This is a genomic window from Neobacillus sp. WH10, assembly GCF_030123405.1.
Taxonomy (GTDB): domain Bacteria; phylum Bacillota; class Bacilli; order Bacillales; family Cytobacillaceae; genus Neobacillus.
In genome coordinates, this window is sequence record NZ_CP126110.1 from 5,451,151 (window position 1) to 5,471,601 (window position 20,451).

The 20,451-nt window shown below is 41.3% G+C and carries 19 protein-coding genes; 2 read left to right on the top strand and 17 right to left on the bottom strand.

The window, feature by feature from the left end; translation table 11 throughout:
• Positions 1-41: 41 nt before the first annotated feature.
• On the bottom strand, positions 42-710 hold the full coding sequence (locus tag QNH20_RS26330; RefSeq protein WP_283920859.1) for a DNA alkylation repair protein: 669 nt from the start codon (positions 708-710) through the stop codon (positions 42-44).
• A 127-nt stretch (positions 711-837) separates the two neighbouring features.
• On the opposite strand from QNH20_RS26330, the gene QNH20_RS26335 reads away from it, so the two are divergent.
• Complete coding sequence (locus tag QNH20_RS26335) at positions 838-984, top strand: hypothetical protein (RefSeq protein ID WP_283920860.1); 147 nt, start codon at positions 838-840, stop codon at positions 982-984.
• A 223-nt stretch (positions 985-1,207) separates the two neighbouring features.
• On the opposite strand, the gene QNH20_RS26340 is transcribed toward QNH20_RS26335, so the two are convergent.
• On the bottom strand, positions 1,208-2,329 hold the full coding sequence (locus tag QNH20_RS26340) for a PRK06851 family protein (RefSeq protein WP_283920861.1): 1,122 nt from the start codon (positions 2,327-2,329) through the stop codon (positions 1,208-1,210).
• 193 nt (positions 2,330-2,522) lie between these two features.
• Positions 2,523-2,999 carry a Cys-tRNA(Pro) deacylase gene (gene ybaK, locus QNH20_RS26345; protein ID WP_283920862.1) on the bottom strand — a complete coding sequence of 159 codons (477 nt, stop codon included), beginning with the start codon at positions 2,997-2,999 and terminating at the stop codon, positions 2,523-2,525.
• A 314-nt stretch (positions 3,000-3,313) separates the two neighbouring features.
• On the opposite strand from ybaK, the gene QNH20_RS26350 reads away from it, so the two are divergent.
• Entirely contained in the window at positions 3,314-5,122 is a 1,809-nt protein-coding gene (locus QNH20_RS26350; RefSeq protein WP_283920863.1) for a TIGR04190 family B12-binding domain/radical SAM domain protein, read from the top strand.
• 105 nt (positions 5,123-5,227) lie between these two features.
• Here the strand turns inward: QNH20_RS26350 and QNH20_RS26355 are convergent, their stop codons facing one another.
• From QNH20_RS26355 to QNH20_RS26420, 14 genes are all read right to left on the bottom strand, one after another.
• Positions 5,228-5,935, bottom strand: a complete 708-nt coding sequence (locus tag QNH20_RS26355) for an ABC transporter ATP-binding protein (protein WP_283920864.1) — start codon at positions 5,933-5,935, stop codon at positions 5,228-5,230.
• On the bottom strand, positions 5,936-6,715 hold the full coding sequence (locus tag QNH20_RS26360) for an ABC transporter ATP-binding protein (RefSeq protein ID WP_283920865.1): 780 nt from the start codon (positions 6,713-6,715) through the stop codon (positions 5,936-5,938).
• Complete coding sequence (locus QNH20_RS26365; protein ID WP_283923517.1) at positions 6,690-7,664, bottom strand: branched-chain amino acid ABC transporter permease; 975 nt, start codon at positions 7,662-7,664, stop codon at positions 6,690-6,692. Before QNH20_RS26365 ends, QNH20_RS26360 begins: the two co-directional genes overlap by 26 nt.
• A 14-nt stretch (positions 7,665-7,678) precedes the next feature.
• Positions 7,679-8,560: a branched-chain amino acid ABC transporter permease gene (locus tag QNH20_RS26370; RefSeq protein ID WP_283920866.1), complete on the bottom strand. Its 882-nt coding sequence runs from the start codon at positions 8,558-8,560 to the stop codon at positions 7,679-7,681.
• 75 nt (positions 8,561-8,635) lie between these two features.
• Positions 8,636-9,814 carry an ABC transporter substrate-binding protein gene (locus QNH20_RS26375; protein ID WP_283920867.1) on the bottom strand — a complete coding sequence of 393 codons (1,179 nt, stop codon included), beginning with the start codon at positions 9,812-9,814 and terminating at the stop codon, positions 8,636-8,638.
• A gap of 320 nt (positions 9,815-10,134) precedes the next feature.
• Positions 10,135-11,340, bottom strand: a complete 1,206-nt coding sequence (locus QNH20_RS26380; RefSeq protein WP_283920868.1) for an MFS transporter — start codon at positions 11,338-11,340, stop codon at positions 10,135-10,137.
• 176 nt (positions 11,341-11,516) lie between these two features.
• A complete protein-coding gene (locus tag QNH20_RS26385) occupies positions 11,517-12,731 on the bottom strand; it encodes a cell wall-binding repeat-containing protein (RefSeq protein WP_283920869.1) in 1,215 nt (404 codons plus the stop codon).
• Between the two features lie 134 nt (positions 12,732-12,865).
• Positions 12,866-13,543 (bottom strand): hypothetical protein, encoded by a 678-nt coding sequence (locus QNH20_RS26390; protein ID WP_283920870.1) that lies wholly within the window; start codon positions 13,541-13,543, stop codon positions 12,866-12,868.
• Between the two features lie 139 nt (positions 13,544-13,682).
• The gene (locus QNH20_RS26395; RefSeq protein ID WP_283920871.1) at positions 13,683-15,539 is read right to left on the bottom strand and encodes an ABC transporter ATP-binding protein; all 1,857 of its coding nucleotides are present in this window, start codon (positions 15,537-15,539) and stop codon (positions 13,683-13,685) included.
• Complete coding sequence (locus QNH20_RS26400; RefSeq protein ID WP_283920872.1) at positions 15,540-17,270, bottom strand: ABC transporter ATP-binding protein; 1,731 nt, start codon at positions 17,268-17,270, stop codon at positions 15,540-15,542.
• A 137-nt stretch (positions 17,271-17,407) separates the two neighbouring features.
• Positions 17,408-17,758 carry an ASCH domain-containing protein gene (locus QNH20_RS26405; RefSeq protein WP_283920873.1) on the bottom strand — a complete coding sequence of 117 codons (351 nt, stop codon included), beginning with the start codon at positions 17,756-17,758 and terminating at the stop codon, positions 17,408-17,410.
• 111 nt (positions 17,759-17,869) lie between these two features.
• Entirely contained in the window at positions 17,870-18,667 is a 798-nt protein-coding gene (locus QNH20_RS26410; RefSeq protein ID WP_283920874.1) for an ABC transporter permease subunit, read from the bottom strand.
• A gap of 19 nt (positions 18,668-18,686) precedes the next feature.
• Entirely contained in the window at positions 18,687-19,484 is a 798-nt protein-coding gene (locus QNH20_RS26415) for an ABC transporter permease subunit (RefSeq protein WP_283920875.1), read from the bottom strand.
• Complete coding sequence (locus QNH20_RS26420) at positions 19,481-20,374, bottom strand: ABC transporter ATP-binding protein (RefSeq protein ID WP_283920876.1); 894 nt, start codon at positions 20,372-20,374, stop codon at positions 19,481-19,483. The genes QNH20_RS26415 and QNH20_RS26420 overlap by 4 nt, the downstream gene beginning before the upstream one ends.
• Between the last annotated feature and the right edge of the window lie 77 nt (positions 20,375-20,451).

A 20,451-nucleotide genomic window follows, 5' to 3' on the forward strand; every position in this document is an offset into this window, starting at 1 on the left:
GCCATTCTAACATGATTAGCAAAACATTATCGCCGTTTTGCTCATCCAAGATACTTACTGCCTTCCCGAACGCTTAATGGTGCTAGCAGCTGACCATTGATAAACTTCTTCACTGAAGCCGGATTCGTCTTTGAGTATTCCCTTAGCGCCCAGCCAATTGCCTTCTGGATAAAAAATTCTTTACTACCAGCGTTTTGCCGTATGTAATGATAGAGCCTCTCTTCGTTCGTATTCTGTTTACACTTTAATTGAAAAAGAATGGCCGCCCGTCTGAGCCACATATTATCGTGACTTGCCCAGCCATCAATCGTTTCTGCAGCCACCTCTGGAAATTTTCCGGCAATTTTTCCCACCGGTTTTGGGGCAATCGCATCAACAGTATCCCACCATGATTTCGTAGTAATCAGCCACTCCATGAATGGCAAATCAACTTTTTGCAGCTTGTTCATCGATTTTTCCAAATAGGTCAAGGCTGTATATTGGTATTCTCTTTCATTTTTCTCCCAAAGTTCTACTACCAATTCCTTATTAAACGGCTCTTTTAAAATTCTCGTTTCGTTAAAAAATTGCCTTTCTAATTCCTTACGTAAAGGAGACTTAATCCCTAAAAAGGGAAAGTTGCCTTTCATATAATTCCTCATCGGTTCAGCTTCCGCCTCATTACGGTTTTGTACAAACAGCTTTGTTAACAAAGCTATACTTGATGTCACTGATCATCAATCCTCTCAAGAAAGTCTTATGTATAAATTCTACTTTCTTCCATTTTCTCCTTTAATTTTTCCGCATAAACAAATCCCCCGATGCCACACTAAAATGAGCAGAAAAGGAGGGATAATCGTGACGAAAAAGTTTAATAAGGGAAGCCGCAATCAAAATTCCCCGAAGGCAGGGCATGCGGAATCTGAGTTTGCCACCGAATTTGTCAGCGGCGATAACAGCAAAGGAAACCAAAATAATCACACGCAAAAAAAGAAAACAAAATAAAAAAAGCGCAAGCATCCTTTGCACGGAGTATAGACTGGAGCGCTTCGACTGAGATAAAGAAAACTCGCCGATTGGCGAGCCGTTAGTGAAGACAGAGGCGTAGTTGCACTTATGCCTGATAGGAAAGTATAAACTTTCCTATCGGCTAAAAAAGGGTAAAACCCCTCAATGCTAATATACAGCAAATACCTTTTGCGCGATGGGATAGACCCTTTTAAGACGCCTATAATGTTGACAAAACTCCATAACCTTTGACGTTTGCCAATTCCTTTATTTCCTCTGCAATTCTCCCTTGAATTCTTTCCACCACGGAAAAATCCATCGCGGCAACATAAATCGCTTCGAGCTCATCATGCAGCGCTTTTGCTTGAGCGAGATAGCCAGTTGCCTTGGTCATTTTACTTTTATATTTTGCGGCAATCTTACTGATAATCTCGGCAAACAGATCATCCGTACCGGGCTCAATCAGAATCTCATACATATCAATAATCTCATCACCATCACGGCTCGGGAAATATTCATGCGGGGCCGTACTGTCAAAAATCGCAATACCAAGCTCCCTTAAAATCAACATATCAAGACTATGAGGATCAAAGCCGCAATGGTAGATTTCAACATCAACACCTCGTTCCTCAGCTGTCGCAGCCAGTTTCTTCAACATTGTCGATTTCCCGGAACCAGGTCGACCTTTAATGAAGTACCGTTTTGGTATTTCTTCTGTTAAATTAGGAACGAAATCGACAGCCCCCATTGGCGTTGCCGCCCCTAAGAAACGATGGCGCACATCCGAAGCCTTGTTCAATTTTATTTTTCCAAAGAAGGCGTCAATTAATTTGTTTGTCAATCGGTCAGCCTTTTTAAAATCCATGCTGTTAATATAAATCTTTTCCCAGTCATCGTGGATCTCCAACGCTTCCTTAAATGTCGTATACGCCTTTTGGAATGATTCGCTAATCTGATTGGTCAGCTTTTGAATGACATTCTTCTGAACACTTAAGGCGCGGGCATTCCATGCTTCGCCAAGGTTGATATATTCCTCCACCGCCCCAGGTGCCTTCGGCTCAATCACATGCGGTGCCGTTCCATCAACAATCCCTACTTTTAACGCCGGAATCAGCACACCATCAATCGAATTATTATCAGATGAACAATGTAGAAACTCGACATTATAGCCTTGTTCAATCCACTCATGACCAATTTTCTTCATCAGTGATGATTTGCCTGTTCCCGGGCCGCCCTTTAGAATAAATAACCGGTCCAACCCTTGAAGATTGGATTCATAAAGACTATGGAAGCCCCTCGCAGTATTCCCGCCGGCAAAATAATTTTTGATTTTCCCTGCCACTCATCAACACTCCCTTTTACGGCCGATAGGAAAGTAAAACTTATCTATCAGGCATAAGTGTAACTACGTCTCTGTCATCGCCCTAAGGGCTCGCCAATCGGCGAGTTTTCTAATGACAATTGATAGTTCATTTCCTCCTATCTTATGCTTCTGTCTTTTATAGGTGAGTGCCCAGGGAAATTTCATTCAATTTTCATTTAACGGCATCGATGATTTCCGCTTTGGTTATTTCCTTTAAACGCTCAGGCTTGAGCACGATTTGCACGCCAATTTTTCCGGCACTGACAACGATTGAATCAATCTCCAGGCAGCTTTCATCGATGAAGGTCTTATATTCCTTTTTCATCCCGATAGGGGAACAGCCGCCGCGGATATATCCTGTCCATTTTTGAATATCCTTTACCGGAAGCATTTCCACATTCTTTTCTCCCGCCGCCCTTGCTGCCTTCTTTAAATCTAATTCGGCTGCAACAGGAATAACAAAGACAAAGATATTCTTGCTCTGCCCTTGGACAACAAGCGTTTTATAAACTTCCTTTGGGTCTTTGCCGATTTTCTCCGCTACCGAAATTCCATCAATTTTTCCATCTTTATTGTCGTATGTCAGCATGTCGTAGCTGAACTTTTTTGCATCAAGGATGCGCATTGCATTTGTTTTCGCCTGTGCCATTTTCTCAATCCTTCCGTTTCATTACTAATTTGGATACTATTCTACAATATTCAGCATTACAGGTTAAAGTAAAACTATACACAAAATAAACCAAGTTTTGTCACTCGATTGTCACTCTATTACTCCATTATTATAGTAAACTAGTAATAACTTAAAAAATAATTGTCAGGGAAATACACTCCTTTATAGAAAGTTATCGCTATATGTGAAATAAATCACAAAATCAACTCTTTCTTGCGTTTCAGAAACTATGCTGATATCAACGTAAAATTATAGGGGTTCGTCCCATACAAATTGTCCTGAGGTGAACATTAATGAAATACGACCTGGTTTTACTGCATGCACCTAGTGTTTATGATTTTAGAAAAAATTCCTTGCTTGCCGGCCCAATTAGTGATGTTGTCCCGTCATCGCCTGTGTTTGAAATGTATCCAATCGGGCTGACAAGTATCGCTGATTATTTAGAGCGATACGGGCTGCGAGTGAAAATTATCAATATCGCGAACCGCATGCTTATGAGTGAAAAATTTGATGTCGAGGCAAAACTTAAGAAAATCAAAACGAAAGCATTCGGGATTGACCTCCATTGGCTGCCTCATGCACACGGCAGTATCGAACTCGCAAAAATCGTAAAAACTCTCCATCCTGAAACACCGATCATCTTCGGAGGCTTGTCAGCAACCTATTATTATAAAGAGTTAATTGAATATCCCTTTATCGACTTCGTTATGCGCGGCGACTCCACAGAAAAGCTGATGCTCCTGCTGATGAATAAAATTGAGTCAGGAAATACCTATTATGCCGATATTCCAAACCTAACCTGGAAAAAGGGAAGAGAGTACTTCTACAATCCAATTACATATGTACCTAAGGATTTAGATGATGTTGATGTACCAGGTTATCGCTATACGATCCGGTCTGTGTTTAAATATCGCAACTTCCTTGATCCGCTGCCATACAAAGGCTGGCTGCAATATCCAAACACTGCACTGTTGACGGCTAGAGGCTGTACGCAAAACTGCCTCATCTGCGGCGGCTCTCGCGAAGCCTATGACCAAAACTGCAACCGAAATTCACTTGCCCTACGGTCACCGAAGAAGCTTATCGAAGACATCCAATTTATTTCCCGCTTCAGCCGGGCACCGATTTTCATCCTGCATGACCTGCGCCAGGGCGGACGTGAATATGTAAATGAGTTTTTTAGCCTGCTTAAAAAACTTAAACTTAAAAATGAAATCGTGTTTGAGTTATTCCAATATGCGGATGAAGAATTCTTTAAACTAATGAATGACAGTGTACCAAAATACAGCATTGAAATTACCCTTGAAACACATGATGAGAAAATCAGACGCTATAACGGAAAATTTAGCTGTACAAACAAAAAGGTAATAGATACACTCAATTTTGCATTAAAACATGGCTGTAAAAAGATTGACCTGTTCTTCATGGTTGGGATTCCGGGACAGACGTACCAAAGTGCAGTTGAAAATATTGATTTTTGCGAAACCATTCATTTAGCTTGTAACCAGGATCCAAGGATCTTTTACTTTGTCGCACCGCTTGCACCTTTCCTCGACCCGGCAAGCCCGGCATTTGAACATCCGGAAATCCATGGCTATAAAAAATTCTGCCATACGTTGGAGGACCATCGTAAGGCGATTACCCAGCCTTCATGGAAGCATATGCTAAGCTATGAAACAAAGGATATGACCCGCGATGATATTGTCAATTCAACCTATGAAGCAGCGGAAAAACTAAATGATTTCAAATTAAAATATAATCTGATTGACCAAGAAGGCTATCAAGAAATTAAAGAGAAGATAGAGAAATCAATGGCCTATATCGCAAAAATTGATCATGTCCTTTCCTTGCCTGAGAATGAACAAGCTGTGGAACTAGCAAAAATACAAAAGGAAATTGAGGAATTAAATAAATATAGTATCTGCGGCAAGAACGAATTAAAGTGGGAAGTCCAAAAGAATTACGCGAACTTCTTTTCGCTTGCCTTAGTTGGAATCGAACAGCTTTATGAGGATTACGCAATTAAAATTAGGCATCTCCTGAGCCCGCAAAGGCGACAGCAATTTAAGCTGGACCCTGAACATAGAAAAATGAAAATGTAATAAGTAAAGAGGTGTTGGGGCAGCCCCAACACCTCTTTTGTTTAGCTGCGGTGCACTAGGGGCTCGGGGGCATAGGTCAATCCCCTAGACGTCACCGCTTTTCGTTTAATGCCCGCCTAAATACGCTGCCCTAATTTGATCGCTTTGACTCAATTCTTCCGCCGTACCAGAAGATACTATTTTTCCTGTCTCAATAACATAGGCCCGGTCGGCAATGGAAAGCGCCATGTTGGCATTTTGTTCAACCAATAGAATCGTTGTTCCAGTTTGATTGATTTCTTCAATAATCCGGAAAATTGTTTTTACTAATAGCGGGGCAAGACCCATGGAAGGCTCATCTAACAGTAATAAACGCGGCCTGGCCATTAATGCCCGGCCCATCGCCAGCATCTGCTGCTCACCGCCTGACAGCGTCCCTGACAGCTGCTTCCGCCGCTCATAGAGGCGGGGGAATAGCTGATACACCTTTTCAAAGTCTTCCCGGATGCCCTTTTTATCTTTACGCAGGTAGGCCCCTAACTCGAGATTTTCCTCCACCGACATGTTTGCAAACACCCGGCGCCCTTCAGGAACCTGAGAAATCCCTCTTTTAACAATCGCTTGGGCCACCTTGCCGGCGACATGCTCGTTTTCAAAAAGGATGTCACCATTTTTCGGCTTCAGTAAACCGGAAATCGTTTTTAACAGTGTACTTTTTCCTGCACCGTTCGCACCAATCAAGGTGACAATTTCTCCTTGATTGATATCGAGGGAAACGCCCTTCAATGCATGAATATTTCCATAATAGACGTTAATATTATTTATTTTTAGCATTTAAGAGACCTCCTCGCCGAGATACGCTTCGATGACTTTCGGGTTATTTCTGATTTGCTCCGGGGTACCTTCGGCAATCAATTGGCCGTGGTCAAGCACATAGATTCGTTCACACACCCCCATGACAAGCAGCATGTCATGTTCAATGAGGAGAATTGTCAAATCAAACCTCTCACGAATCAAGGAAATTAAATTCATCAATTCATCCGTTTCCTGTGGATTCATCCCTGCTGCCGGTTCATCGAGCAGCAATAGCTTTGGATATGCTGCCAGTGCCCGGGCAATTTCGAGGCGGCGCTGCTGGCCATACGGCAAATTCTTTGCCTTCTCGTGCATGACCTCATCAAGCTTAAAGATTTTTAAAAACTCAATCGCCTTTTCTTCCATTTCCTTCTCACCGGAAAAGTGGGAGGGGAGGCGGAGAATCGAACTAAAGATCGAATGCTTGGCAAGTGAATGATAGGCGACCTTTACATTGTCGAGTACCGATAATTCACTGAACAAACGAATGTTTTGAAACGTTCTGCTAATCCCTTTTTTGGTAATTTTATAGGGAGCTTGGCCATTTAATTTTTCACCGGCTAACGAAATACTGCCCTCGGTAGGAATATAAACACCTGTTAATAGATTGAAAAAAGTCGTCTTTCCCGCACCATTTGGGCCAATTAAACCAACAAGTTCACCCTGTTTTAGTTCCAGATTTACGTCTGAAACAGCCTTTAGTCCGCCAAAACGGATGCCGGCATTTTCTACTTTAAGCAACGGTGTTTTTGCCGTCATGCTGCACTCCCCCTTTAGCAGATTTGCCTATTTTCAAGAACGAGGTAATTTCTTTCGTTCCCATCAATCCCTGCGGACGGAACAGCATCATTACGATCAGGACAAGGCTGTAAATGACCATTCGAACCTCCGGATAATTGGAGAGGAATGTTGAAATAATCGTTAATAGAATTGCAGCAATGACCGAGCCTGACATACTTCCCAAACCGCCAAGCACAACTAAGATCAAAATATCAAAAGATTTTAAGAAACCGAAGTTTGTCGGCTGGATGATATAAAAGTTATGGGCGTGCAATGCACCGGCCACACCGGCAAAGAAGGCACCAATCACAAATGCCATTACCTTATAATACGTTGTATTAATCCCCATCGCATCAGCGGCAATTTCATTTTCACGAATTGAAATACAGGCCCGTCCATGTGTTGAGTTTGTAAAGTTTACAATCACAACAATCGTGATAACCACACAGGCAATCAACCATGGCCAAGTTGTCAGGTGGGAAACTGTCATACCGCTGGCCCCGCCGACATAATCAATATTTAAAAAGATAATCCTGACAATCTCTCCAAAACCGAGAGTGGCAATGGCAAGATAGTCTCCCCGTAATCTTAAGGTTGGAATCCCAATCACTAATCCGGCAATCGCTGCTGCCAAACCAGCGGCAAGGATGGCAACCGGGAAAGGCAAACCCAATTTCATTGTCACAATCGCAGAGATATAAGCGCCAACTGCAAGAAAGCCGGCATGGCCAATCGAAAACTGCCCGGTAATACCGATAATTAAATGAAGTGAAGCGGCAAGGATGATATTAATGCCAATTGAAAACAATGCATTTACATAAAAGGAGTTTAATGTCCCGCCGTTAATAAGAAATTGTATAACAACGGAAAAGATTATGATTAAACCGATGGTACCCCAAAAACCTTTTGCTTTTGTAAGAATATTCATCACCCGAGCACCCCCTAGACCTTTTCCCTGACATTTTTACCAAAAAGGCCAGCAGGACGGAAAATTAAGATTAAAATCAGGACAATAAATGCTACTGCATCACGCCATAGAGAGCCTCCAGTGGCACTTACAAGGGCTTCTATCACACCCAATAATAATCCGCCGGCCATTGCTCCCGGGATAATCCCAATTCCGCCAAGAACAGCGGCAACAAAGGCTTTAAGTCCCGGAATAATCCCCATCAATGGCTCAATTTTTGTATAGTACATACCGAAGACCACTCCGGCTGCACCTGCAAGGGCTGAACCAATCGCAAAGGTAGCAGAAATCGTGTTATTAACGTTAATTCCCATCAATTTAGCAGCATCCATATCGTGGGAAACGGCACGCATCGCTTTACCGATCTTGGTTTTATGAACGATAAACTGCAGAACAATCATTAAGAAAATTGATACTGCTAAAATCATGATGGACTGACCGCTAATTTTGACACCGAAAATTTCCAAACTCTTTAATGGAACGATATTGTTTGGATAGGCTTCTGGCTGAGCGCCTCGAATATAAATCGTGCCATACTCAATAAAGAGCGAAACACCAATTGCCGTAATCAATGCCGCAATCCTTGTAGCATTTCGTAACGGTTTGTACGCAATTCGCTCTATTAAAACCCCAAAGATGGCGCAAGCAGCCATAGAAATAAGTAAAGCAGGGAAAAATCCTAAATCTAGTATAGTAATAGAATAAAAGCCAATAAATGCACCGACCATGAAGACGTCCCCATGGGCGAAGTTAATTAATTTGACAATCCCGTAAACCATTGTGTACCCAAGGGCAATCAACGCATAAATACTCCCTAGGGAAATACCGTTTACTAGCTGCTGAATAAATTGTTCCATGTTGATAACACTCCTTAGAAAGGACTCTTTAAAAACGAATAGGGAGACGTAGTATCTCCCTATTCACTTAGTATTTTATTCTGGACTAACTTTCGTTTTAAACGTTTGTTCACCGTCTTTGTACTCAAGAATAACGGCAGATTTAATCGGGTTGTGGTTTTTATCAAGCTTCATTTTTCCAGTGACAAGCTCAAGACCATCTGTCTCAGCAAGTGCCTTTTGGATTTTCTTTGAATCGCCGCTGCCGGCACGTTTAATGGCATCAGCAATAAAATAAGCAGAATCATAACCTAAAGCGTTGAAAGCATCAGGAGACTTGTCTTTATATTTTGCTTTGAAAGCTTTGACGAAATCCTGTACCTTTGTATCAGAGTCACCTGAAGAATAATGGTTCGTAATGAACGTATTGTTTAAAGCATCCTTGCCGGCAAGTTCGATTAGTTTAGGAGAATCCCAGCCGTCTGCGCCCATCATTGGCACATCAATGCCTAATTCACGAGCCTGCTTTACAATTAGACCCACTTCTTCATAGTAGCCAGGAACAAAGATGAAATCAGGCTGTTCTCCTTTAATATTGGTTAACTGGGCATGGAAGTCAGTATCCTTGGCTACGTATGCCTCTTCCTTAACAATTTTTCCGCCCTTTTTCTCAAACAACTCTTTAAAGGAAGCAGCAAGACCCTTAGAGTAATCACTTGCACTATCAATGAAGATTGCTGCTGATTTCGCATTTAAGTCCTTCGATGCAAAGTTCGCCGCTACCGTACCTTGGAATGGGTCAATGAAGCAAGTACGGAAGACGAAATCATTTAATTTGCCGCCTTTTACCGTCACGTCATCAGCCGTGCCCGTTGGCGTCAAGAGTGGAACACTGCTACTTTGAGCAATTTCAATTTGTGCTTTTGTATTTCCACTTGTGGCTGCACCGATAATGGCCACAACCTTATCTTGGCTTATCAGCTTCGTTGCACCGTTAATGGCTTCCGGAGCCTCTGACTTATTATCAAATGGAACAAGCTTTAATTTTTTGCCATCAATGCCTTCTTTGTTAATTTCCTCAAGTGCTAAATCAATACCTTCTTTAATCGATTGACCATACGATGCTACACCCCCGGAAAGCTCAAGGTTGGCACCAATTTTAATCGTACCGCCTTTGTCCTCTTCACCGCCTGTACTCGAAGAGTTACACCCTGCCATCACGCCTGCCGCTACCATTAACGACATGAAAATACCAGCTAATTTTTTCTTTCTCATGGCAATACCCCCTGCTTTTCTTAAAATTTTCCCAAATTCAATTGTTCTACTCTTTTAAAAAAAGATAATATTCTGAAAACATTGTACATAATATTTTGAAGTTCGTCTAGTCTATTTATGAGTTATTTTAAAATAATTTAGAAAATAATAAAAAGGCGTGTTTCTACTAGTTTTATACACTTTATTCTATTAAAGAGGATAAGAATTTACTTTTACGACAAAAGAGAATTTTGTTTTCAAATATTTTGTCTAAATATGATTCTCCTTCTTCCAATGCAAAGAAGAGACCCCATAATCCAGGAATCTCTTCTTTCAAATTGTTAAGCTAATTCTTTATTTTTTGTTTCCTTTCCCAAAAAGAAGACAGCAAATGCTCCGATAAGGACGGAAAAACAGAAGATCATAAAGATTGTCGAAATAGCTACCTTTTGGGCAACAAGATTTCCGACTAATAATGGCCCAAAAATACCGCCAATCCGCCCAAATGATGCCGCCATCCCAGAACCTGTCCCGCGGATAATGGTTGGATACTGTTCAGGGGTATAGGCATATAGTCCGCCCCAGGCACCAAGATTAAAGAACGATAACAGAATACCAGCCAGCATTAAAAGGGCTGTCGATTCTGCTGCCCCAAAGAAATAAGCACTTACAGCCGTTCCGATTAAATAGACAACTAAGACAAATTTCCGGCCAAATTTTTCAATGCACCATGCAGCGGTAAAATAACCCGGCAGCTGTGCCAGCGTCATAATCAGCACATATTCAAAGCTCTTTATTAAGCTAAACCCTTTCATGATCATCACACTTGGCAGCCATAGAAACATTCCATAGTAAGAGAATACAACACAGAACCAAACAATCCAGAGCATCGTCGTTTGGCGTGCATACTCTTTTGACCATAATTTCTTCATGCTTTGAAAAACGGAAATTTTCTCCTTGTCCTTAATAGCTGTAAAACGAGGCGAATCTGGCAGCCCTATTCGTAAGTACAAAGCATATAAAGCAGGAATGGCACTAATTAGTAAGGCAACCTGCCAGCCAAATTTCGGAATCACAAAATAAGAAATGACAGCAGCAATCAACCAGCCGCCCGCCCAAAAGCTTTCAAGCAACACAACGACTCTACCGCGCTTTTCGACGGAAACACTTTCTGATACAAGTGTGGAGGCAACAGGAAGCTCACCGCCTAAACCCGCACCAATGAAAAATCTTAACACTAAAAAGGCTGATAAGGTTGTGGTAAAGGCAGAAGCACCACTCCCAATTGAAAATAATAATAAGGTAATAATAAAAACATTTTTCCTACCAATTCTATCAGCCATGAGGCCAAAAATGAGTGCACCTACGGCCATTCCAATCGAATTAATACTGCCAATCCAGCCCATTTGTCCCGGTGTTAAATCCCATTCAACCTTTAAGGCCGCAATGATGAAGCTAAGCATTCCTACATCCATGGCATCAAACATCCAGCCCATTCCGGCAATTCCTAGTAATTTCCGGCCTGATAGTTCCTTTTTATTTTTCATCAGGAAATCCCCCTATGCTGTAACAGTATTTTACATTATTCCCCAAATTTTAATCTTTTAAGTAAGGGACATAAAACCATTAAACATAAAGTATTCTATCAGGTGTCTTTACACTTGTCACTACAATTTTTAAAATAAAAAAAGAGAATGCGATAAGGCATTCTCTCATTCTACCATTATTGAATCCAAGCTCCATCTGCACCTACACGGTAAGTGCCGATTTTTGTATTAACAGCCATTTGGCCGTTACTATATAGGAAATACCATTTGTTTGATACTTTCACCCATCCAGTCTTCATTGCACCGCTGTTATCTAGGTAGTACCATTTATTGCCGGACTTTACCCAGCCCGTTTTCATTGCACCGCTATTTTCTAGGTAGTACCATTTGCTGCCATCTTTTACCCAGCCCGTTTTCATCGTACCTGAAGCAGGATCAAGGTAATACCATTTATTGCCGGATTTTACCCAGCCGATTTTCGCTGTATCTCCTTTTTCAAGAAAATACCAATTATTCCCACTTTTTACCCAGCCAGTACCTGTTAACATTGCACCGTTTTGGCCAAGGATATAAAATTTTCCACTTGATTTTACAAGACCAGTTTCCATTGCCCCTGATTGGTTAAGGAAGTACCACTTTCCACCAAGATATTTCCAGCCAGTTTCCATTACTCCTGATTGGTTAAGAAAGTACCACTTTCCACCAAGATATTGCCAGCCAGTTTTCATGATGGTGTCTGTTCCAAAGTAGTACCATTTGCCATCGATAAAGTGCCAGTTTGTTACGTATTCACCAGTATCACTAAGATATTTCCAACCTTTACCAGACGATTCCCAATCTTGTGTTTTAACTGTTAATGTTGCAGGAGATTCGTTGCCATCTTTATCTGCTAAATAAACTGTGAAATTGTATGCAGAGTTGTGGTGGTTTTCTTCAAAATCATCACCAGCAATGGATGGTACAAGCAAAATTTTTAGAAAATCAATATTAAACAAGTAGCCAGGGTCCTCATAAGCTTCCTCACCACCTATTCTGTTCATCCAATCGGCAAACTTTGCAGAATCGATTACAGCCTCACCATTTACAAAGTGTAAATCATTATCTTCAGAGTAATCTTCATCATCTTTTGAAAAAAGTGAAATCGTTTCAGCTGTTGGAGATTTCACAATCACTTTAGTAATAATTTGTTCGCCAAACGCCTCATCACCAACTAAGTTTAAAGTAAATTGGTTATCTCCAACCTTAGTTGCATTAATCGTATTGCCATCGTCTAAAACTACAGTGATTCCAGTTAATTCAACAGTTGCAGCTGCCGCGTGTGAAACGCCAGCTGGAAGCGCTGTCATCAGTAAAAGGAATAAGAAACTTGATAGTGCAATAATTCTTTTCACAATAATCCTCCTTTTTGTTATGTAATAAACACTCTGATTATTTAAACTAGATTACTAGTTTACAATAAGAAGTGGCAATTTCATTTTACATAAAAATACCATTTTTCACAATATTTTAATGTATAATTCTACAACTATTTTAAATTTTCTACAGCATTCTTCATTAATGCAGATCTTCTTTGCTTTTTCAGGCTTACATAATGGTCTTTAATAGACTTTGCCTCACCTGCACTATAACCGGAATCTTCCAATTCCTTTACGAGTGCACCATAAATATAATCAAATGATTGATCGATACTTGTTTCTAGCTGTTTGGCTGCACTACTATATTTGGAGTAAAAGTAAAAATAGGATACCTCCTCGCCATTTGCCTTCTTTGCTTGATATTCGCTATAGGCGTACGATACCAAATTATTAAGCTTCCCATTCGCTTGGCTTTCAAGGTCATTGAAAGCTGGTTGATATTTCGCTAAAATGTCTGCAGCTACCGGCTTACTTTCTTGATTGCTGCTTGCTGCATTCTGACTGCTATTGCTCGACCTTCCGTCATTACTATTTGTTGCTTCCACAGCCGTATTTTCAGCCGTTTTCGTTCCACTTTCCCCCTTAGCTTGTCCTTCAGTAGTACCTTCAGTAGTACCTTCACTTCTACCCTTATCAGGCAGCTTTATCTTGTAATCACTTTTTACAATTTCCACTACCTTTGTATCAGCAGTTTTATATTCTTTTATATTGAGAAAATAATACAGAGTTCCAGCCGCCGCTGCTAACATCAAAACAAAGATACTTAACATGATTTTCCACTTTTTCATGCCCGGTCCTTCCACCTTTACCTTTTTCATTATGCACTCATACACATTATCATATTTTGGTAATTTTGTGACAGATTTTTCTTTTTTGGCACAAATTTATGACAATTTCCGCCAGATCGAAAGGAGGCTATTCTCCTCACTAATCAAGTGTCCCTTCGGCATTTTTAAACTGATTAAAAAACATTTGATAATATCGGCCTTGTGCGTCCATTAACATATCATGATTACCTTTTTCAATGATTTGTCCGTTATCAATCACCATGATTGTATCGGCATCGCGAATCGTATTTAATCGGTGGGCGATGATAAAGCTTGTCCGCTCCGCCATCAATTTTAGCAAGGCTTCTTGAATATGAAGCTCTGTTCTTGTATCAATGCTGCTTGTGGCCTCATCTAAGATTAGCAAGGCAGGTTTTGCTAAAATCACCCTGGAAATCGCTAAAAGCTGCCGCTGTCCTTGACTCAGATTACCGCCATTTTCAGATAAAACCGTTTCATATTGATTCGGCAGCCGTTTAATAAACACATCGGCATTAGCCATCTTCGCAGCCTGCCTTACCTCTTTATCAGTGGCATCCGGTTTCCCGTATTTAATGTTCTCCTTGATCGTACCAGAAAATAAATAGGTGTCCTGAAGAACAAACCCAAAGCATCTCCTTAAGCTATCTCTTGTGTAATCGCGAATATTACGGCCATCGAGCAGGATTCTTCCTTCAGTCACATCGTAAAATCTCGTCAGCAGGTTGACAATCGTCGTTTTCCCGGCACCAGTTGGGCCGACAAGGGCCGTACTGCTGCCGACATTCGCTTCGAAGCTGACATTTTTTAAAATGGGTACATCTGGCCTGTAGCCAAAGCTGACGTTTTCAAAAACAACATGGCCCTTAGGATTTTCCAAGACCTTCGCATTTTTCGGGTCTGCAGGCTCTTCTGGTTCATCGATGATTTCAAAGACGCGCTCCGCACCGGCAACACCTGACTGGAGGATGTTAAAAATATTGGCAAGGTCATTAAGCGGTCTGACAAATTGTCTCGAGTAGGTGATAAAGCTGGCAATCGCTCCAACTGTGATTACGCTTTTGACGGCAAGGATACCTCCAATAACGGCGACAATTGCAAAGCCAAGATTATTAATTACGTTCATAATCGGCATCAAGAACCCTGACCAAATTTGTGCCTTGAGGCCGACATTACGAAGCTTTGTATTCACCGCCTCAAACTCCTCGATTACCATTTCTTCATGATTAAAGGCTTTAACAACCTCAATACAGGAAATCGTTTCCTCAATATGGCCATTCAATTTACCAAGCTGTACTTGTTGATTTTTAAATAAAATACTTGTTCTTTTGGCAATCGTCCGCGTTAGCAGGAAAACCAGCGGTACTGTAAGCAAGCTTGCCACTGTCAGTACAGGACTTAACATTAACATCATTATCAAAGACCCGGCGATTACAATTACCCCGGACATCAATTGCGTAGTCGACTGGGAAATCGTGTTACTGACATTATCGATATCGTTTGACAGCCGGCTCATCAGTTCCCCGTGTGTACGGGAGTCGAAAAAGGAAACCGGCAGCTTTTGCAACTTTGTAAACAGGGCATCCCTTAGACGCTTGACAACCCTCCCAGCCACTCCTGCCATCAGCCAGCCCTGTAGAAAGGTGAGGACGGCATCCGCAACATACGCACAGGTCAGAACGATGATCATGATTTCAAGAAAGTGAAAATCTACCTTTCCATTATGAAGACTCATGGCATCAACAGCCTTCCCGATTAAGAAAGGAGAGAGGAGCATGAGTACCGAATCGATGATAATAAAGAAAAAGATCAAGGATAGCATTTTTCGCTCATTGCCAAAATAACTCCAAAGACGCTTCAAGGTGCCTTTAAAGTTTTTCGGCTTGACAACTGGGCCTCGAAGACGATGGGCACCGCCTGGTCGTAATGGCGGCGGGGTAGGAGGATTGCTTCCGGTCTGCTCTGTTCCTTTCGACATTTACAATACCTCCTTGCCCATTTGTGAGCTGTAAATTTCCTGATATACGTTACATTTCCCGATTAATTCTTGGTGGGTTCCCACCCCAACAACTTCTCCTTCTTCTAGAACGACAATCTTGTCGGCATCAATAATCGAGGTTATCCGCTGGGCAATCAGCAAACAGGTAAGCCCTTTGGCATATTTCTTCAATCCAGCTTTAATTTTTGCCTCGGTTGCGACGTCCACCGCACTTGTACTATCATCTAGGATCAAAATCTCCGGTTTTTTGACTAATGCTCTGGCAATCGAGATCCGCTGCTTCTGCCCTCCAGAAAAATTAATTCCCCCTTGGCCAATTTGTGTTTGATAGCCTTCCGGTGAGGCCGTAATAAAATCATGTGCACCAGCTATAATCGCAGCGGTCTCTACTTCTTCTTCTAAAGCATTTTCATTCCCCCAGCGGATATTATCAGCCACATTGCCGGTAAATAAAATATTCTTTTGTGGCACCATCGCAATCTTATCCCGTAATTTTTTCGGGTTAATAAGTTTAATATCCTGCCCATCTACTTTAATGGTGCCGCTCGTGGCGTCATAGAAGCGGGGGATCAGCCCGACTAACGTACTTTTCCCTGAACCGGTAGAGCCGATGATGCCAACTGTTTCCCCAGGAAGGAGCGAGAGATTAATATTTTTTAAGATCGGCTCGCCGCTCGTTCCTTCATAGGAGAAGGAAACATCTTCAAAATCAATTCTTCCCTTTTCAGTGTGAGGCGGCGGTAAGGTCTCATTTTCCCAGGTAATATCATCCTCCTGTAAAAACACTTCATCAATTCTCCCGGCCGAGGCCTTTGCCCTGACAAACATATTGAAAACCATGGAGATCATCATCAACGAAAATAATATTTGCGTCATATAATTAGTAAAGGCAATGATATGGCCCACTTGAATTTTGCCGCTATCAACACCTAAGCCGCCCATCCAAAGGACGACGACGATCCCAAGATTAACTGTGAGCATAATCGCCGGGCTAAACGTAGCCATGAGTCGCCCGGCGGCGATTGATTGATCCTTAAAATTATCATTTGCCTTTGTAAACTTCCCAATTTCAACATCAAAGCGATTAAATGCCTTGACAACACGCACACCTGATAAATACTCCCTTATAACAGAGTTCACCCGGTCAAGTGCCTGCTGCACCTTGGAAAAGAGGGGAAACCCTAAGCGTAAATTAAGGACAATGAACAGCGCCACAATCGGCACGACAACTGCTAAAACGACAGATAAATGCAGGTTTAACCGCACCGCCATCACAAGTCCGCCAATTGCCAGCAGCGGAGCCTTGACGAATATGCGCATCAAGCCATTGACAAAAACCTGTACCTGGGTGACATCATTTGTCAATCGAGTGATTAAGGACGCGCGGTCAAATTTATCAAGATTTTTGAACGAAAGTTCCTGCACCTTTTTAAACAAATCCGACCTTAACTCCGTGCCAAAGTTTTGCGATACAATGCTCGCCATCACGCTTCTCGTGGAAGCACTCACGGCACCGAAGGCGGTAATGGCGATCATTAGACCGCCCATTTTTAAGACATAATGAATATCCCGATTGACAACACCTTCATCAATAATTTTTGCCATAATCGTTGGCTGCATTAAATCACTAATCGCCTCAAAAGTGAGAAATAAAACCGCAATGCTAAATGACTTCCAATACTTTTTAATATATTTTGATAAAAACTGCATGGAGATTCCCACCTCAAACTGTCAGCCAATTCTAATAATGATACAATTATAAGGCCAAACTTCAATCATTGGGGTTTTTTCTATCAAAAAAAATAGTCCATTAACAAAAAATGGACCATTAGGATTACGTAATATTATTAAGCCTGGACTGGACGGAATTCATGGACCCAGACACGCATTTGCGGCAGCCATGGCATTCCCGGATGGATGCTCAAAATGGATTGCTTATACTCTTCAACCGTTTCAAAACCTTCGCGGCGGGCATTATCATCTGTGAGCTCACCCAAGCTTTGTGAATACACATTTTCAACCACAAACTGGCGGCCTTCAAGCGTCATGATTTCACCTGGATCGGCATATCTGCCATTCCTGCGGGTAGCTGTTTTTTCTCCTGCCAGCACCTTCTTTACATCCTCTTCTAATGTCACTAAACGCTCAATAGAACATGTTTTTGGCGGCAGGGTATTTTTTTCATTTTGTGAAGTCATTCGTATCTCCTCCTCTATCGGTTTATTTTTCCATATTAACATTATTATTATGTTTTAATCCATTTCTAAAAACTATTCCTAAAAAAAAAGACCGAGCGACTCGATCTTTTTTTATACGTTTAAATCTCTTTTTTGATAAAAAACGTAGGTCACATATGAAAACAGGGCAATCAAGACGGCGGATATGACAACAAAAATAATATCCAGCCCGCCGCCAAACATGATATTTTTCGCTTCAAAATATTTAAACGGGGTCAAATATTTCAAGCCCTCTATGTGCTCATTTAAATCAATCACAATCGACAACATGTACGTTAGTAAAAGGATACCTGTAGCCAGTGAAGCAGCCGTTTTGGGTTTCTTTTTTACTGCAGCAAGGGCGCTGCCGATGACCATAAACAACAGCTGCAAAATAAACATTCCTACCATTAATATGGCGATATCCTTATTTACTGCCTCACCATCATTGTATTTTGCTATAAGAATAATCGAAGAAACGTAGGTCACGAGATTAAAGATGACTATATTGACGAAAGCTGCCATTAGTTTTGCGGTAATGATAGTCGTCCTTGACACGGGCTTTACAAATAGAAATTCAAACGTTTTATCCCGCTCTTCTTTAGCGATAATGGTGGCACCCAGCATCGCCGCGTGAATGGTCGCCATTAATAACAAATAAAGAAACAGCATGGCATAATAGCCGCTAATCTTCGATAAATCCACTGCACCGAAACCCAATACCGCTCTTAGCGATTTTGGCAGGTCTGCCACGAGATCATTAATCGATTGGCCCGATGACGAATACGCATCATATTTAGCCATTCCTGATACAACCATAAGAAAGACCCCAATGCTCCAAAATATCAGCGATTTTCGATGTGACCTTAATTCTTTTAAAAATATATTCACTTTTGATCCACCTCCATTTTTAAACAGAATGAATATCCTTTTTAGAATAAACAACATAACTGGCCGCAATTGCTAGAATAATAATGGCGGCACCAGCAATCAAAAAGGAGGCTTCATATCCTGAGTGTTTGATGATATAAGCGGTGTCAAAGTATTTAAACGGCGAAAAGTATCGTTTCAAATCCTCACCTGTCGTATCGCTGAGCATTCCAACAAAGTAAAAGGCAAAAACTATCGCAAGTGAGACGGTCAGGACGGATTTGATCTTTGGTACAATAACAGAAATGACGATTCCTAAGGCCAGAAACATCAGCTGAATAAAAAACATCGTGAGTGAAAGCATGAGAAATACTTTGAAACTAAAGTCATCTGTTTTTACTTGAAATGCCATGATGCTCGCAGCCGCTATATAAACAACATTCGTGATGACGATCGAGATGAACGCTGCCAAAAGCTTTGCCGTCAAAACTGTTGTCCGGGTTATGGGCTTCGTTAACAGATAATCCGCTGTTTTCTCGCGTACTTCCTTGCTGACAATGGAAATGCCGATATTCATCGCCTGAATCGCACCGCACAGCGTAATAAAAGATAAGGGAAAGCAATAGAAGCCTAAAATCGTAAAGAAATTTTCCAGGTTAAACCCTATAGCATTTCTGATCGCCTCCGGATACCCTTCCATGATTTTTATAAAATCCTCAGCATCCCGCGCAAAAGATGGATAAAACGACATATACAGAACAATGATCATCACTAAGGAGAACGTCCAGATGATCGTAGACTTCCGATAAGCCTTTAATTCATGTAATAACATATTCATCGCTTATCAGGCTCCTTTTCGTAATAATGCATAAAGATCTCCTCAAGGTCTGGCTCTTCAATCCACAGATTGGCGATTTCAATCTCCGCAATCTTTTTCATGACATCATTTATATTTCCTTTAAAAATAAAGCTGGTAACCTGACCGTTAACCCCTATATTATTGACGCCGTTAATATTGAAGTAATTCTTATCTAGTTTCGTTTTCGTCTCAATCTTAAACTTTTTATAGTTGTTTTCTTGTAACGTACTAATCTTTTCAACGGTAACAATCTTGCCCTCTTTAATGATGGCGACCCGGTTACATAATCGTTGAACCTCGCTGAGGATGTGCGACGAAAAGAGAATTGTCACGCCTTTCTTATTCTCTTCTTCCAGTAATTCAAAGAATTTTTGCTGCATCAGCGGGTCGAGACCGCTCGTTGGTTCATCGAGAATGATGAGCTTTGGTTCATGAAGCATCCCTTGTACAATCCCAACCTTCTTTTTGTTCCCTAATGAAAGGTCATCAATTTTTTTATTGAGATCGAGGTCCATGATTTCCGCTAACTCTTTGATTCTCTTGCTGCAATCCTTTTTATAAAAACTTGCTGAATATTTTAATAGATCCTTTACCTTCATATTGTCATAGTAAAAAACTTCTGATGGCAGGTAGCCGATTTCCTTTTTAATTTCTGGAGCAAATTGAATGCAGTCCTTGCCAAAAATCGTTGCACTGCCGCTAGTCGGGTAAATGAGCGATAATAGCGTTCTGATGGTTGTTGATTTACCGGCGCCATTCGGCCCGATGAAACCAAAAATTTCGCCTTGTTCGACATGAAAGCTGATGTCGGTGATTCCTCTTGCTTTGCCGTACGTTTTTGTAAGGTTTTTAATTTCGATTACATTCATTGTGGAGGACCCCCTTAATTTGCTAGTCATAATTTGTTTCCCAAATACTGAACGCATACATTCGACTGCGCCTCATG

Bases quoted from the DNA above. Each gene is read 5' to 3' on its own strand.
- QNH20_RS26360 (WP_283920865.1), bottom strand. From the start codon at position 6,715: ATGACGGCAAAAACACCGTTGCTTAAAGTAGAAAATGCCGGCATCCGT.
- QNH20_RS26370 (WP_283920866.1), bottom strand. From the start codon at position 8,560: ATGGAACAATTTATTCAGCAGCTAGTAAACGGTATTTCCCTAGGGAGT.
- QNH20_RS26400 (WP_283920872.1), bottom strand. From the start codon at position 17,270: ATGCAGTTTTTATCAAAATATATTAAAAAGTATTGGAAGTCATTTAGC.
- QNH20_RS26395 (WP_283920871.1), bottom strand. From the start codon at position 15,539: ATGTCGAAAGGAACAGAGCAGACCGGAAGCAATCCTCCTACCCCGCCG.
- ybaK (WP_283920862.1), bottom strand. From the start codon at position 2,999: ATGGCACAGGCGAAAACAAATGCAATGCGCATCCTTGATGCAAAAAAG.
- QNH20_RS26350 (WP_283920863.1), top strand. From the start codon at position 3,314: ATGAAATACGACCTGGTTTTACTGCATGCACCTAGTGTTTATGATTTT.
- QNH20_RS26365 (WP_283923517.1), bottom strand. From the start codon at position 7,664: ATGAATATTCTTACAAAAGCAAAAGGTTTTTGGGGTACCATCGGTTTA.
- QNH20_RS26415 (WP_283920875.1), bottom strand. From the start codon at position 19,484: ATGAATATGTTATTACATGAATTAAAGGCTTATCGGAAGTCTACGATC.
- QNH20_RS26390 (WP_283920870.1), bottom strand. From the start codon at position 13,543: ATGAAAAAGTGGAAAATCATGTTAAGTATCTTTGTTTTGATGTTAGCA.
- QNH20_RS26355 (WP_283920864.1), bottom strand. From the start codon at position 5,935: ATGCTAAAAATAAATAATATTAACGTCTATTATGGAAATATTCATGCA.
- QNH20_RS26405 (WP_283920873.1), bottom strand. From the start codon at position 17,758: ATGACTTCACAAAATGAAAAAAATACCCTGCCGCCAAAAACATGTTCT.
- QNH20_RS26380 (WP_283920868.1), bottom strand. From the start codon at position 11,340: ATGAAAAATAAAAAGGAACTATCAGGCCGGAAATTACTAGGAATTGCC.
- QNH20_RS26375 (WP_283920867.1), bottom strand. From the start codon at position 9,814: ATGAGAAAGAAAAAATTAGCTGGTATTTTCATGTCGTTAATGGTAGCG.
- QNH20_RS26420 (WP_283920876.1), bottom strand. From the start codon at position 20,374: ATGAATGTAATCGAAATTAAAAACCTTACAAAAACGTACGGCAAAGCA.